The following is a 13,799-nucleotide window of genomic DNA, read 5'->3' on the forward strand; positions in this document are numbered from 1 at the left end:
GGATCCGGACACCACGATCCGGCACACATTGGGGACCACGACAGAATGACCAGGCAAGTTCCAGCGGACGCCAGCCGATCGCAGGCGAGGCAGGCGGCGATCATTCTGAAGGTGGCGCACGCAATGTCCGCGCACGGGGTCGCTGCCCTGCCCCGCAACTACGAGCTTTTCTACGAGGCGCTGTCCGGTCGCCTGCCCCAGCTTTCCCGGGAGCTTCCCGAGCTCGGGCACAATCCGCAACAGGACTTGCTGGACGCCTTGGGCCTCAAGCATCACCTCGTCTCCCACGCGGCCCTCGCCGCGGACCGGGCGAGAGCCGCAGCCCAGGAAGCCCTCGCCGACATGGCCAGCACGCTCAAGCTTGCGCTGGCGCAGAAGCAGTCATTCAAGACCGAACTCGATCATTTCGCCGGTCGGTTGGCAGCTGACCCTGTCGTCGGCCTGTCGGAGTTCGCGGACGACGCCGCGCGGCTGCGCGAAGCGGCAGGCCGTTTGATGAACGAAGAGAATGCTCTGCAGCACGCCTTGGAAACCAGTGCGCAGCGCATGGCCGAACTCGAGGGAGATCTCGCCGAAAGCCGCCGGTCGCTCACCCGCGACCCCGCTACCGGCTTGCCGAACCGTCTGGCGCTGACAGCGAAGCTCGACTCCATTCTCGAAACGGAGCGAACCGACCGGCCGGTCGCCCTGCTTCTCGTCTCTGTCGAAGGGCTTCGCGAGATGGCCGAGCACCACGGTGGCACGGTTGCGAGCAAGGCGCTTACCAAGCTGTCGGCGCTGTTTCGCAAGTCGATCAAGAAGAACGACTTCGTCGCCCGCGTGGGTCAGCAGGACTTTGCCGTCGTCTGCCGGGACGTCAGCGTCGAAAACGCCGAAGCCATTGGTCGGCGCCTGTGCCAATCCGTGGAGGAACTGAAGGTCACCCTTCCCGGGCGCGCGTACACCGCCGAGACGCTCTCGCTTGTGGCCGGCATCACCATAGCCCAGCCGGCAACGACGAGCGCCGATCTCCTGACCCAGGCCGAATTGGCACTGGCCGGCGCGCGCGATGGCGCCGGCATCCTTAGCTATTCGGCGGCACTCGGCCGCGACCGCGGCAGGACCTACGGTCAGAACGCCGCCTGAGTGTCGCGTGTCAGGCAGCGACCGGCTGGCGGTTTTCGTCGATCTCCGTCGCCTTCTCTCGGAGACAGCCAAGCAAGCGAAAGAGTTCGGTACGCTCACAATCATCGAGCGCCGAGAACAATTCGTCGATCGTGCGATGACGTGGCTGTAGCGCCGCTTCCAGTGCCAACCGGCCGCGATCGGTGATCGAAATGATCTTCGCGCGGCGATCCTCCGGGTCCGCGTCACGGACGACCATGCCGTCCCGCTCCAACCCGTCGATCGCTTCGGTGACGGTTCTCGCCGCAAAGCCGAGCGCTGAGGCGATATCCGCGCAACGACAAGGGCCCAGCGTGTTGAGATAGAACAGGAATTTGCTGCGCGCGAGCGAAACGCCTTCCTCCGACATCGATGTGTTCACCAGGCGATGAACGCACTGATAGAGATCGAAGAGCCGCTCGGCGACTTCGATTTTTTCTGTCATGGCAATGTACCTCATTTGGCAACGCCAAAACGAAACAACCCGGCCCCGCGTGGCGGGACCGGGCTGTTCGGTCAACCGTTTGGCGTGACTTACTGCTTGTTTTCGTCGGCCTGGCCGAGACCCTTGGCGCCGCTGTCGGCGATCGCGCCGGTTGCCGTCGTGTCGACGGATCTGTCTTCGACGCCCGCATAATAGTCGCCGCGGCTGGTCGTGCTCGCGGAGACACCGGTGCCGGCGGACGCTTCGGCGCGGCCGGTGAAGAGCGGCGTGGAGCTCACACCCTCATAGTAGCTGCCGCCGGCCACAGCGGCCGACGCGCCGCCAAGCATGGCGGCCGCAACGAGGATCGCGGCAATGGACTTCTTCATAGATCGGTTCCTTGGTGGAGATAGACGGTGGGGGCTAAGCCCCGCCTGGGCGCTTGGGAGGTCGCCTCATAGGATCATGGCAATGATCAATCAAATCCCTTGAAAGAGGGTGCGGGGAGAAACCCGCACCCCTTCTTCGTCGCGGTTAGCGCGAAATACCCTGATAGTATTCACCTTCGCCGCCGATCACGCTCTTCGGCGCAACGCCGTAGTTGACGACCGAGCCGGTCCGGGTGCTGTCAACATAGCCAGCTTCCGAATTGCCGATGGTGAAGGAGGTCTTGCCCGTCACCGCAGGCGTGCGCTCGGTGTAGAGCGGCGTCGGGCTGACGCCTTCGTAGTAGCTGCCGCCGGCGAAGGCAGCGGAGGCGCCACCGAGGATAGCGGTTGCAACGAGAGCGGCGGAAAGAGCGGTCTGGATTGCAGTTTTCATGGTCTTCACTCCTGGGAGGCTCGTTCACATGAACGAGGTTTCATCTAAATTGTCCGTGGCCGGATCGGTCGTCTCTCCAAACGCGGGGCCCTTGCCGATGGCGTTCAGTCGATCGAGGCGGTCAGAAGAGCGTTCCCCGCCCTTCCGTTATTGAGATGGTCCCTCACGATGAGGATGTGTAGTATCGATTGTCGGAACGCCTTGTTCAAAAATCGATAACAATGACCCCTTGAAATCGAGAACGGGCACCGAGCGGTCACTCAGGCGAACGCGGCCAGGATTGTGCCTCTTGCCTTCCCGGACGAGTCCGGGCAAAAGGCCGCAATGATCCAGATTTCCGGCCTTTCCGCCCGTATTGCGGGCCGTCTCCTCATCGAAAACGCATCCGTGACGCTTCCGGCGGGCACGAAGGCCGGGCTCGTGGGGCGCAATGGTGCCGGCAAGTCGACGCTGTTTCGCATCATCACCGGTGAATTTGCCTCCGAGGCCGGCAGCGTCTCCTTGCCGAAGAACGCCCGTATCGGCCAGGTGGCGCAGGAAGCGCCCGGCACCGAGGAGCCACTGATCGAGATCGTGCTGAAGGCTGACAAGGAGCGTTCGGCGCTGATCGCCGAGGCCGAGACCGCAACGGATCCGCACCGCATCGCCGAAATCCAGACCCGGCTTGCCGATATCGGCGCCCACTCGGCCGAAGCGCGGGCCGCGAGCATTCTCGCCGGCCTCGGCTTCGATCACGAAGCGCAATTGCGCCCGGCCTCCTCCTTCTCCGGCGGCTGGCGCATGCGGGTGGCGCTCGCCGGCGTGCTCTTTTCCGAACCGGACCTGCTGCTGCTCGACGAGCCGACCAACTATCTCGACCTTGAAGGCACGCTCTGGCTCGAAGACTATATTCGCCGCTATCCGCACACCGTCATCATCATCAGTCACGATCGCGACCTGTTGAACACGGCGGTCAACGCCATCGTGCATCTCGACCAGAAGAAGCTCACCTTCTATCGCGGGCCCTACGACCAGTTCGAGCGGCAGAAGGCCGAGGCCGACGAACTGCAGATGAAGGCGAAAGCCAAGAACGATGCGGCGCGCAAGCACCTCCAGAGCTTCATCGACCGCTTCAAGGCCAAGGCCACCAAGGCACGCCAGGCGCAAAGCCGTGTCAAGGCGCTCGAGCGCATGGGTACGATTGCTGCCGTGATCGAGGATCACGTCCAGGGCTTCTCCTTCCCTGACCCGGAGAAGGAAGCTGCCTCGCCGATCATTGCCGTCACCGGCGGTACCGTTGGCTACGAGCCCAGCAAGCCGATCCTCAAGCGGCTGAACCTCAGGATCGATACCGACGACCGCATCGCGCTGCTCGGTTCGAACGGCAACGGCAAGTCGACCTTCGCCAAATTCATCTCCGGCCGACTGGCGCCGGAGGCGGGCGAACTGAAGATCGCGCCGAACCTCAAGGTCGGTTTCTTCGCCCAGCACCAGCTCGACGACCTCATCCCCACGCAGAGCGCCGTCGAGCATGTGCGCCGGCGCATGCCGGATGCCCCCGAAGCCAAGGTGCGTTCGCGCGTGGCGCAGATGGGGCTGGCGACGGAAAAAATGGAAACGCCTGCCAAGGATCTCTCGGGTGGCGAGAAAGCACGGCTGCTGATGGGCCTTGCCGCCTTCGACGCACCGAACCTCCTGATCCTCGACGAGCCGACCAACCACCTCGACATCGACAGCCGCAACGCGCTGATCACCGCCCTCAACGACTATTCCGGCGCTGTCATCCTGATCTCGCACGATCGCCATCTGATCGAGGCAACTGCCGACCGGCTGTGGCTGGTGCGCGACGGAACGGTGACGAGCTACGACGGCGACCTTGAGGATTATCGCAGCCTGATCGTCGGCGGACCCAAGCCCAAGGACGACAAGGCCAAGCCGAACGGAGCCGATGACAGCCTCTCGAAGGCGGACCAGCGCAAGGTGAACGCCGACAAGCGCGCCTCGCTGGCGCCGCTTCGCAAGAAGATCAATGAAATCGAATCCTTGACCGGAAAACTGGAGAAACTGATTCAGGCACTTGATGTGGAACTGGCCAATCCGGTGCTCTACGAAAAGTCGCCTGCGAAAGCCGCCCAGAAGGCCAAGGAACGCTCCGACGCGGCAGTGAAACTCGCTCACGCCGAAGAGCAATGGCTCGAGCTTTCCGCCGAGTATGAAGAGGCAATGGCCGGCTGACAGTAGCCTGCCCGACCGGTCAGCCCAGTTCGAACGTGGTGATGCCGTAGATCCGGGTGAGCGGCAGCCCGGGGTCGGGCCCGCGATACATGCGCGCGGTCTCGAACACCAGCCGTAGATTGTAGCGATCGCAAAGCGCCTTGGCCGAGGCGTTCGGTTCGGGGATGTCGAGGTAAATTTCGCTACCATTGACACCGGCGGCGAGCTTGCGGAAGACCAGATCGGCGCCGGTCTCGGTGTCGGAGAAGAGCGGTCCAATCTTGAACCCGTTTCGGCAAGCCCGGATCGTTCCATAGGCCGCCACCGCGCCGTCGCGCAGCAGCAGGATACTGCGCCGTCCATCGCTCGACTTCAGCCATTCGCGAAGGAACGCCTCGCGACGCGCCGGGACGAAGCGGCGGTCGTACTCGGTGAGCAGCGACATATGGATCGGCGCGACCTCCAAAAGATCGGCGCCGGGCGGCTCGATTACGTCGATGACACCGCCGTAGCGGATGTTCGCATGGGCATAGGTGAAGCCGGACCGCCGATAATTCTCCTGCTGTGCGACCACGCCGTCGAGGCCGACGATGCGGTTCCCGGCGACGGCCATCGCCTGTTGCCACAGTTGCCGACCGATCCCCTTGCCGCGGTATTCCGGTCGCGTGATGTAGAATCCGAGAAAGGCGTAGTTTTCGTTGTATCGCACCAGCGAGATGGCGCCGACCGGCCCGTCCTCTCCATCGGCTATCCAGTAACCGTCCGGATCGGCCGCCCAGAAGGCGCCGACATCACCGAGCCCGGGATTCCACCCCTCCTCGGCCGCCCACTCGATCATGACGTCGAGTTCGGCGCGGCTGGCACGACGGATTTGCTGCTGCATGGTTCACTCCTCTTGGGCGGTCCCTATCGTCAGCCCGGTTGACGGGACGAATCGGCACGTCCAGTGGTAGAGCTAGCGCGGTGGCGTTCAGAGGGAATGATAATCTGTCGATTTCCCCGACATTGATGGCATATGCTGGCGACGGACCGGCGGCGCTTGTCCGCCCTGCGCAATCTGCTACAAGAGCCGACAATAAGTCATACAAATCGAGCGGAACACCATGGCCCCCATCAAAATTGCCCTTGTCGGCGTCGGCAAAATCGTTCGCGACCAGCACCTGCCGGCGATCGCCAAGAACAGCGACTATCACCTGATCGCCGCCGCAAGCCGGCATGGCACGGTCGACGGCATCGACAACTTCAAATCGATCGAGACGATGCTCGAAGCCGTGCCTGCGATCGAGGCCGTATCGCTCTGCATGCCACCGCAGTATCGCTACGAGGCCGCCCGCGCAGCACTCGACGCCGGCAAGCATGTGTTCCTGGAAAAGCCTCCGGGCGCCACCCTCAGCGAGGTCGCAGACCTCGAGGCGCTGGCGGCATCGAAGGGGCTGTCGCTGTTTGCGAGCTGGCACTCCCGCTACGCGCCGGCCGTGGAAGCGGCAAAATCCTTCCTGGCGGCAACGACGATCAATGATGTCCAGGTCATCTGGAAGGAAGACGTGCGCCACTGGCACCCGAACCAGGAATGGATCTGGGCGGCGGGTGGCCTCGGCGTCTTCGATCCCGGCATCAACGCGCTTTCGATCGTCACCCACATACTGCCGCGCCCGCTGTTCGTGACCTCGGCCGTGCTCGAATTCCCCGAGAATCGCGACGCGCCGATTGCTGCCACCATCACCTTCACGGATGGGAAGAAACTGCCGGTTTCCGCCGAATTCGACTGGCGCCAGACCGGCAAGCAAAGCTGGGATATCGTCGCCCGGACGGCGGCGGGCGAGATGGTGCTGTCCGAAGGCGGCGCCAAGCTCGCCGTCGACGGCAAGCTCGTGCATCAGGAGCCGGAACAGGAATACCCGATGCTCTATCGGCGTTTCGCCGAGATCGTCAAAGCCGGGCGGTCGGACGTCGATCTGGCGCCGCTGCGTCACGTCGCCGACGCCTTCATGCTCGGCAAGCGCAAGTTCGTCGAAGCGTTCCACGACTGATTTTCCAGACAGGCAGAAACGCAAAGCCCGCGGTATCGGCTGCGGGCTTTGTTCGTCGCAATGCGTTGTAAACTCAGGCCTTCTTTTCCCAACGGCCGTCGCGGTTCTGCTGCCAATAGGTGAGGTTGTGCCCCTCCCCCTTCAGCCGCTTCCAATGGGCGCGCGCGCCTTCAAGCTGATCCTGATTGTAGCCGTCGAACATGAAGACGATGCGCTCATAGGCCGAAACATCAGGCGGGCTGGCGCCATCGATGACGAAACGGACCGTCGCTGCATTCGCATTGTCTTCGTCGGCCACCAGCAACACCGGCTGATCGGCAGCGAAATCACCGGCATCCGTGCCATGCGGCAGGAAGCTCTCGTCGCGATAGACCCAGAGATGCGTGTCCAGCGCGTCACGCCGCTCGGCATCGATCGTCTGCACGGCCACCCGCCAGCCGCGCTCGACACTCTTGTCGAGCAACGGCGGCAGCGCGTCTTCGAGCTTCGATTCCGTCAGGTGATAGAACAGGATTTCGGTCATGCCGATTGCTTCCCGCCTTTCGTCACGTCCAGCACGGCGGGTCAGGATTCGTAGCTCGCCCGCACCAGCTCGTCGAGCAGCCGGACGCCGAAGCCCGAGCCCCAGGACTGGTTGACCTCATCCGTCGGCGCGCCCATGGCGGTGCCGGCGATATCGAGATGCGCCCAGGGCGTGTCCTTGACGAAACGCTTCAGGAACTGCGCCGCCGTCACCGCACCACCGTGACGGCCGCCGGTGTTCTTCATGTCGGCGAACTTGCTGTCGATCATCTTGTCGTATTCCTTGCCGAGCGGCATGCGCCACAGGCGTTCCTGCGTCGCCATGCCGGCGGCAAGGAGCTGCCCGGCCAGACGGTCGTCGTTGGAGAACAGGCCGGCGTGATGGGTCGCAAGGGCAACCATGATGGCGCCGGTCAGCGTCGCAAGGTCGATGATTGCCTGCGGCTTGAAGCGGTCGTTGCAATACCAGAGCGCATCGCAGAGCACGAGACGGCCTTCGGCGTCCGTGTTGATCACTTCGATCGTCTGGCCGGACATCGAGGTTACGATGTCGCCGGGGCGCTGGGCGCTGCCGTCGGGCATGTTTTCCACAAGGCCGATGATGCCGATGGCGTTGACCTTCGCTTCACGCGCGGCCAGCACATGCATGAGGCCGGTGACGGCGGCCGCACCGCCCATGTCGCCCTTCATTTCCTCCATGCCGGCGGCCGGCTTGATCGAGATGCCGCCGCTGTCGAAGACGACGCCCTTGCCGACGAAGGCAAGCGGCCGCTCCTTGGCCTTGCCGCCCTTCCACTGCATGATCACGAGGCGCGGCGGTCGGGTAGACCCCTGGGCGACGCCGAGCAGCGCGCCCATGCCGAGCTTTTTCATTTCCTTTTCCGTGAGAATCTCGACCTCGACGCCGAGCTTCTCCAGTTCCTTCGCCTTGGCGGCAAACTCGACCGGCCCCAGTACGTTCGCCGGCTCGTTCACCAGGTCGCGCGCCAGGAACACGCCTTCAGCCACCGCCTCTGCTGTGCCGAAAGCCTTCTTCGCGGCAATGACGGTACCGGTGACGATCGTGACCTTGGTCGGCTTGCCGGAGGACTTGGCGTCGTCATCGGCCTTCTTGGTCTTGTAGCCGTCGAAGCTATAGGCGTTCATCTCCATGCCGAGCGCGAAATCTGCTGCCGCCCTGCCGGTCACGTCGACCCCAGGCGCATCGACGAATACGGTCACCTTGTCGACTGAGCCGAGTTTCGCCGCAACGGCGCCGCCGGCCTTCAGCCAATCGTGATCCGAAAGCGCATCCGCCTCTCCGAGCCCAAACACGATGATTCGGTCAGCCGGCGAGCCATGCGGCGCAACGATATCGAGGCTGGAGAACGCCTTTCCGGTGAACTTCTTCACCTTGGCTGCCTTTGTCACGACGTCTTCCGGATCGGCGACATCCGCGCCGGCCGCGGCTCCGCCACCCGACGTCTTGAGGAGCACGGCAACGCCGCCGCTCGGCCGGTGGGACTTGGCAAAGGTGAACTCGAACTTCATCGGCATTGAAAAACTCCGGGATATTTTCCTGTTTCCGTGCGCAGCCAGAGAATCGAAAGTAGCTTCCGAGAGCCGGGCGCCAGGGCAAGGTGATCTGGCCGCGACGCATCTGGATGACACGGCGAGGCTTGTGGCGATCCGCCCTGTTACCGGGCGGTTACAGTGGAAAATATTCGCAACATTCGCCACCGTCAAAGCTGTGGCCGGCACCCTTCTCGCTTTTCAACCGCTTGGCAAGATGCCCCCGGATGTTTACATGCGGTTAACCGAGGTTCTTCGCCTTAAATTATCCCTGTTGCTTCACAGTTTGAGCGACACGAAATAGCGGGTAAGAACCGGGCTTCGGTTTGGACCCGGGCAATGCCCGGTCCGACGCCGCCGCCGGACAGAAACATGAGCAGGATTTTGGACCGGACACGGGCATGAAGCTGATCGAACGCTACATCTTCCGGCGTGCCTTGGTCATGTTCCTCGCGACACTCCTGCCATTGCTCGGCATTGTGTGGACGACGCAGGCGCTTGCCAACGTCAACCTGGTTACCGACAGCGGCCAGTCGGTTCTGGCCTTCGCCAAACTGGCAACCCTCATCCTGCCTTCGGTCATCCCGATCATCCTGCCCTTCGCACTGGTCATCGGCGTCACCCAGACCCTGACCACGATGAACACCGATTCGGAACTGACCGTGCTCAACGCCGCCGGCAGTTCGCGCATGGCCATCATCCGGCCGGTCATCTATCTGGCCGCGGCCCTGAGCGTCCTGTCCTTCGCGGTCGATAACTTCGTCGAGCCCTATTCGCGCGTTTCGGTACGCAAAATGCTGGCGACCGCCAACGCCGACCTTCTGTCGTCGGTCGTTCAGGAGAATTCGTTCCGCAAGGTTGCCGACGGGCTCTACGTTCAGGTCGGAGCACGGCGCAGCGGCGGCGTATTGCAGGGCATCTTCGTTGCCGATTCGCGCAATCCCGCCTTCGAGCTCGTCTATTACGCCCGCGAAGGCGCGGTGGATGAAAAGAGCTCCGCGCTGGTGATGAAGGACGGCGAGGTGCAACGCAAACTGCCTGACGGCAGCGTCTCGATCATCAAGTTCGATTCCTATGCCTTCGACCTCGCCGACATGACCAAGACCACGCGCGAGGCGACGATCCGGGCGAAGGACCGCGACCTGGCCGGCCTTCTCAATCCCGATCCGAACGATCAGGTCTACAAGAACAATCCGCTTGCCTTCACAGCCGAGATCAACCGCCGCCTGACGGAGTGGACCTTTCCGCTGCTCTTCGGCCTGATCGCACTGGTGTTCAGCAGCGATGCGCGCTCTCACCGGGAAGCACGCGTCCATCCAATGGTGAGCGCGCTCGGAACAGCGCTGCTCATCCGCTGGATGACCTTCTATGCCGGCAACAGCGCCGAGGATTCCATCTGGTTCGTGCCGCTGATGTATATCGTGCCGCTCGCAGCCGGCGGACTCTGCATTCACCAGCTGGTGAGCAACAAACGTCTGGATATCCCGATGACCGGGCAGGAAAAGCTGCAGGATCTCCTGGTTCGCCTGCGCCTGGTTCGGCGTGACGCCGAGGGAGGGCAGCCATCATGATGGGCACGCTCGGACGCTATTTCTTCATCCGCTATGTGATCACCACTTTCTGGTTCCTCGTCGGCATCTTCTCGCTGATCTTCATCATCGACTTCAGCGAGCAGGCGAGCCGCCTGGCGAACCTGCCGCACTATTCGATCACCGGCGCTCTGCTGATGACCGCCCTCCGTATCCCGCTGATCCTCCAGCAGACGATACCGTTTGTGGCGCTGTTTTCGGCAATGGCGGCGCTCATCTCCCTCAACCGGCGCTACGAACTGGTCGTGACCCGCGCCGCAGGTATTTCCGTCTGGCAGTTCCTGCGTCCCTTCGTCCTTGGCGCCTTCCTCTTCGGCGTGCTCGCTGTCGTTGCGCTCAACCCGCTGGCGGCCTGGGGAACGAAGCGTGGGGAGGCACTGCTGGCGGAATGGGGCGCCTCGCGATCCTCGGATTCCGGATCGATTCCGTGGCTGCGACAGATCTACAACGGTACCGATACAATCATCGGCGCGCGCTCGGTCCAGGACAATGGCACGACGCTCCTCAACGTCACCGTTATCCACTTCGATCCACAGGGAACGATCATTCTGAGACAGGATGCGACGTCCGCGAAACTCGAAGATGGTTACTGGCTTCTTAACGAAGTAACTGAAACGCGAAACGGGCAGCTGCCGCGGCGTTTGAAAACAGCACAACTCAGCACCAATCTGAAAGCCGAGTTTGTTCAGGAACGTCTTGCAAAGGCTGATTCCATTCAGTTTTTTGACCTTCCGGCAAAGATCGAGGTGGCTCGCTCCTTTGGTTTTTCAACCAATGGCATGGAAACCCAATTTCACTCGATGCTCTCGCTGCCACTGCTTCTCGTCGCCATGACGCTGATAGCCGCCTGCGTGTCGCTCAAGTTTAGCCGGTTTAACCAATCTAGCTCCGTAATTCTCGGTGGCATCCTTTCAGGCTTCGTGCTTTATGTCGTCACCGTGCTTGTCAAAGCATTCGGGAGCAGCGGCATTGTGCCTCCTTTCGTTGCAGCCTGGTTGCCAGTTGTTGTAGCGATGGCGCTGGGCTCGACGATTCTTTTAAATCAGGAGGATGGCTAGTGGCGGTAGTGAACCGCAAACGCATGACGCTGATCAACGCTACCCTGCTTGCAGGCGTGGCGCTGCAGACACTTGCCATGGGAATGAGTGCGCCTGCGATGGCGCAGCAGACTTCGGACCGCCTCGATTCGCTGCGCCCGAACATGCCAGAAGACGCCAAGCTGCTTCTGTCCGCCAATGAGCTCGTTTACAACAAGGACGCCGAGAAGGTGATCGTGCGCGGCAACGTGCAGATCGACTACGGCGGCTATAAGATGGTGGCCCGTCAGGTCGAATACGACCAGAAGAATGGCCGCATCTATGCATCCGGGGAAATCCAGTTCATCGAGCCGGGCGGCAATGTCGTCTACGCCGACAAGATGGACGTCACCGACGATTTCGGCGACGGCTTCCTTGAGCAGATGCGAATCGAAACCACCGATCTGACCCGTCTTGCCGCCACGAGCGGCGAGCGTCGGAACGGTGAGGAGTTCATCTTGAACGAGGCCGTCTACACGGCCTGCACGCCCTGCTCGACCAAGCCGGAGCATCGCTCGCTGTGGCATATCAAGGCGCAACGCGTCGTTCAGAACGGTCGCACGCGGACGATTCGGCTTGAGAATGCCCGCTTCGAACTCTTCGGCAAGCCGATCGCCTATATCCCGGTGATGGAGCTGCCCGACCATACGGTCAAGCGCAAGAGCGGCTTCCTGTTCCCGACGTTCCGCTCGGCCCAGAAGCTCGGCGTCGGCGTCGGCGTCCCCTACTATTGGGCGATCTCGCCCTATATGGATGCAACGGCAACCGTGACGGGCCTGACCCGGCAGGGCTTCCTGCTGGAGGGCGAGTTCCGTCAGCGGTTCCACAACGGCTTCCATACGCTGAACGTTGCCGGCATCAGCCAGCTCGACAAGAGCAAGTTCACGCCGGGCACGGTCGACGCGATGAAGACCAATCGCGGCATGATCGCGTCGCGGGCTGAATTCGAGATCAACCCGCGCTGGACGTTCGGCTGGAACGTCCTCGTCCAGTCGGATGCCAACTTCGCCAAGACCTACGAACTGTCGAACTTCGATAACACGACCTATGTCAACCAGGCCTATCTGACCGGCCTCGGCAAGCGAAACTTCTTCGATCTGCGCGCCTTCTACTTCGACATTCAGGACGCGGACCCGAATAGCATCAATGAAAACCAGCAACCCGTTACGCAGGTCCTTGACTACTCCTACAAGGCGCCAAAGCCCGTGCTGGGCGGCGAGCTTTCGGCAACCGTCAACTTCACGAACGTCAAACGAAACCGGCTGGACCTCGAAACCGTCCCCGGTGTCGTCAATCGTTTCCGCGGCCTTGAGGGCACGACCCACCGCCTGACCGGCGAGCTTGAATGGAAGCGCATGTTCATCGCTCCCGGCGGTCTCGTCGTCACGCCGCTCCTTGCGGCGCGCGGCGATGCCCTCGGCCTCAACATGGACGCGCCGGGACCGCTCTACACCGGCGACTACGACACCAGCGACGCGGCGACGCGGCACATGTTGACCGCCGGTCTCGAAGCCCGTTACCCGATCCTGTTCGTCGGCGAAAACAGCAGCCACGTGCTTGAGCCGATCGCTCAGCTCTACGCACGCCCTGACGAACAGGACGCCGGTGGCCTGCCGAACGAAGACGCCCAGAGCTTTGTGTTCGATGCGACCAACCTTTTCGACCGCGACAAGTTCTCTGGCTTCGACCGGGTCGAAGGTGGTACGCGCGCCAATGTCGGCTTCCGCTATACCGGTACCTTCGACAGTGGCTACGGCCTGCGCAGCATCGTCGGCCAATCCTTCCATCTCGGAGGCCTGAACTCCTTCGCAACCGACGACCTGGTGAAGGCCGGCGCGAATTCCGGTCTGGAAACCAAGCGCTCGGACTATGTCGCGATGTTCGGCATCGACGCACCGTCCGGCCTGATGGCGAGCCTCTCGGGCCGCCTCGACGAAAAGGATCTGGCACTGCGCCGTGCCGATGCGACCGTCGGGTATCTCGGCACGACGTGGCAGGCGGCGATGACCTATACACGCATCGAAGCGCAGCCGCTTTATGGCTCGCAGGTGAACCAGGACGAAATCCAGACGGCGGCCGCCTACAAGTTCCATGACTACTGGTCGGTCTTTGGTGCCATCACTTACGACATCAACCAGGACGTCATCACGCGCAACGGCTTCGGCATCACCTACGACGATCAGGACACCCTGTTCTCGCTTGTCTACAAGCAGGAACGCGATACCGGCAGCACGCTGGCGAACGATTGGTCGATCGGCGCCAGAATCAGCTTCCGTACGCTCGGTGACGTGAATGTCGGCGACACCAAGTTCGAAGAGCTGGATTACTATTAAGATCATTGAAACGAGGGGGCGGAACGCGAAGTTCGCCCCCTCGCGCAATTTTGGGCTGCTCAAACGGTCTTGTCATCGTTTGGCCGCATGTATTATGCATTTCCTCCGACAAGATA

At 62.2% G+C, this 13,799-nt stretch carries 13 protein-coding genes; 7 read left to right on the forward strand and 6 right to left on the reverse strand.

What is annotated here, in order from left to right; translation table 11 throughout:
* The first annotated feature begins 45 nt into the window (after nt 1–45).
* Nucleotides 46–1,125 (forward strand): GGDEF domain-containing protein, encoded by a 1,080-nt coding sequence (locus AC070A_RS19285; protein ID WP_162770863.1) that lies wholly within the window; start codon nt 46–48, stop codon nt 1,123–1,125.
* 10 nt (nt 1,126–1,135) lie between these two features.
* Here AC070A_RS19285 and AC070A_RS19290 read toward each other — a convergent pair whose 3' ends face one another.
* The 3 genes from AC070A_RS19290 to AC070A_RS19300 all read right to left on the reverse strand — a co-directional run bounded on the left by AC070A_RS19290 (nt 1,136) and on the right by AC070A_RS19300 (nt 2,389).
* Entirely contained in the window at nt 1,136–1,588 is a 453-nt protein-coding gene (locus tag AC070A_RS19290; RefSeq protein WP_058329412.1) for a MarR family winged helix-turn-helix transcriptional regulator, read from the reverse strand.
* 89 nt (nt 1,589–1,677) lie between these two features.
* Nucleotides 1,678–1,956, reverse strand: coding sequence for a hypothetical protein (locus tag AC070A_RS19295; protein WP_058329413.1), 279 nt, complete (start codon nt 1,954–1,956; stop codon nt 1,678–1,680).
* A 145-nt stretch (nt 1,957–2,101) separates the two neighbouring features.
* A complete protein-coding gene (locus AC070A_RS19300) occupies nt 2,102–2,389 on the reverse strand; it encodes a hypothetical protein (protein ID WP_057252679.1) in 288 nt (95 codons plus the stop codon).
* A 324-nt stretch (nt 2,390–2,713) separates the two neighbouring features.
* Between AC070A_RS19300 and AC070A_RS19305 the strand changes: the two genes are divergently transcribed.
* Nucleotides 2,714–4,603 carry an ABC-F family ATP-binding cassette domain-containing protein gene (locus AC070A_RS19305; protein ID WP_057252683.1) on the forward strand — a complete coding sequence of 630 codons (1,890 nt, stop codon included), beginning with the start codon at nt 2,714–2,716 and terminating at the stop codon, nt 4,601–4,603.
* 19 nt (nt 4,604–4,622) lie between these two features.
* Here AC070A_RS19305 and AC070A_RS19310 read toward each other — a convergent pair whose 3' ends face one another.
* Nucleotides 4,623–5,465: a GNAT family N-acetyltransferase gene (locus AC070A_RS19310; RefSeq protein WP_113479458.1), complete on the reverse strand. Its 843-nt coding sequence runs from the start codon at nt 5,463–5,465 to the stop codon at nt 4,623–4,625.
* Between the two features lie 220 nt (nt 5,466–5,685).
* Here AC070A_RS19310 and AC070A_RS19315 point away from each other — a divergent pair, with 220 nt between their 5' ends.
* Nucleotides 5,686–6,612, forward strand: coding sequence for a Gfo/Idh/MocA family protein (locus tag AC070A_RS19315; RefSeq protein ID WP_058320223.1), 927 nt, complete (start codon nt 5,686–5,688; stop codon nt 6,610–6,612).
* A gap of 73 nt (nt 6,613–6,685) precedes the next feature.
* On the opposite strand, the gene AC070A_RS19320 is transcribed toward AC070A_RS19315, so the two are convergent.
* Together AC070A_RS19320 and AC070A_RS19325 are read right to left on the reverse strand one after the other, a co-directional pair.
* The gene (locus tag AC070A_RS19320; protein ID WP_113479457.1) at nt 6,686–7,135 is read right to left on the reverse strand and encodes a DNA polymerase III subunit chi; all 450 of its coding nucleotides are present in this window, start codon (nt 7,133–7,135) and stop codon (nt 6,686–6,688) included.
* Nucleotides 7,136–7,176: 41 nt separating this feature from the next.
* Nucleotides 7,177–8,670 carry a leucyl aminopeptidase gene (locus tag AC070A_RS19325; protein ID WP_058329418.1) on the reverse strand — a complete coding sequence of 498 codons (1,494 nt, stop codon included), beginning with the start codon at nt 8,668–8,670 and terminating at the stop codon, nt 7,177–7,179.
* Between AC070A_RS19325 and AC070A_RS19330 the strand changes: the two genes are divergently transcribed.
* From AC070A_RS19330 to AC070A_RS19345, 4 genes are all read left to right on the forward strand, one after another.
* Nucleotides 8,648–8,989 carry a hypothetical protein gene (locus AC070A_RS19330; RefSeq protein WP_156432983.1) on the forward strand — a complete coding sequence of 114 codons (342 nt, stop codon included), beginning with the start codon at nt 8,648–8,650 and terminating at the stop codon, nt 8,987–8,989. The genes AC070A_RS19325 and AC070A_RS19330 overlap by 23 nt on opposite strands.
* Before the next feature lie 97 nt (nt 8,990–9,086).
* Entirely contained in the window at nt 9,087–10,256 is a 1,170-nt protein-coding gene (gene lptF / locus AC070A_RS19335; RefSeq protein WP_058329472.1) for an LPS export ABC transporter permease LptF, read from the forward strand.
* Nucleotides 10,250–11,332 carry an LPS export ABC transporter permease LptG gene (lptG, locus tag AC070A_RS19340; protein WP_058320226.1) on the forward strand — a complete coding sequence of 361 codons (1,083 nt, stop codon included), beginning with the start codon at nt 10,250–10,252 and terminating at the stop codon, nt 11,330–11,332. The genes lptF and lptG overlap by 7 nt, the downstream gene beginning before the upstream one ends.
* Complete coding sequence (locus AC070A_RS19345) at nt 11,332–13,683, forward strand: LPS-assembly protein LptD (protein ID WP_058320227.1); 2,352 nt, start codon at nt 11,332–11,334, stop codon at nt 13,681–13,683. Before lptG ends, AC070A_RS19345 begins: the two co-directional genes overlap by 1 nt.
* Nucleotides 13,684–13,799: the final 116 nt, after the last annotated feature.

It is taken from the genome of Ensifer sp. GW101-20A05 (genome assembly GCF_059424735.1).

Excerpts from the sequence above, each read along its gene's own strand:
- AC070A_RS19285 (WP_162770863.1), top strand. The coding sequence starts at position 46 with ATGACCAGGCAAGTTCCAGCGGACGCCAGCCGATCGCAGGCGAGGCAG.
- AC070A_RS19290 (WP_058329412.1), bottom strand. The coding sequence starts at position 1,588 with ATGACAGAAAAAATCGAAGTCGCCGAGCGGCTCTTCGATCTCTATCAG.
- AC070A_RS19295 (WP_058329413.1), bottom strand. The coding sequence starts at position 1,956 with ATGAAGAAGTCCATTGCCGCGATCCTCGTTGCGGCCGCCATGCTTGGC.
- AC070A_RS19300 (WP_057252679.1), bottom strand. The coding sequence starts at position 2,389 with ATGAAAACTGCAATCCAGACCGCTCTTTCCGCCGCTCTCGTTGCAACC.
- AC070A_RS19305 (WP_057252683.1), top strand. The coding sequence starts at position 2,714 with ATGATCCAGATTTCCGGCCTTTCCGCCCGTATTGCGGGCCGTCTCCTC.
- AC070A_RS19310 (WP_113479458.1), bottom strand. The coding sequence starts at position 5,465 with ATGCAGCAGCAAATCCGTCGTGCCAGCCGCGCCGAACTCGACGTCATG.
- AC070A_RS19315 (WP_058320223.1), top strand. The coding sequence starts at position 5,686 with ATGGCCCCCATCAAAATTGCCCTTGTCGGCGTCGGCAAAATCGTTCGC.
- AC070A_RS19320 (WP_113479457.1), bottom strand. The coding sequence starts at position 7,135 with ATGACCGAAATCCTGTTCTATCACCTGACGGAATCGAAGCTCGAAGAC.
- AC070A_RS19325 (WP_058329418.1), bottom strand. The coding sequence starts at position 8,670 with ATGCCGATGAAGTTCGAGTTCACCTTTGCCAAGTCCCACCGGCCGAGC.
- lptF (WP_058329472.1), top strand. The coding sequence starts at position 9,087 with ATGAAGCTGATCGAACGCTACATCTTCCGGCGTGCCTTGGTCATGTTC.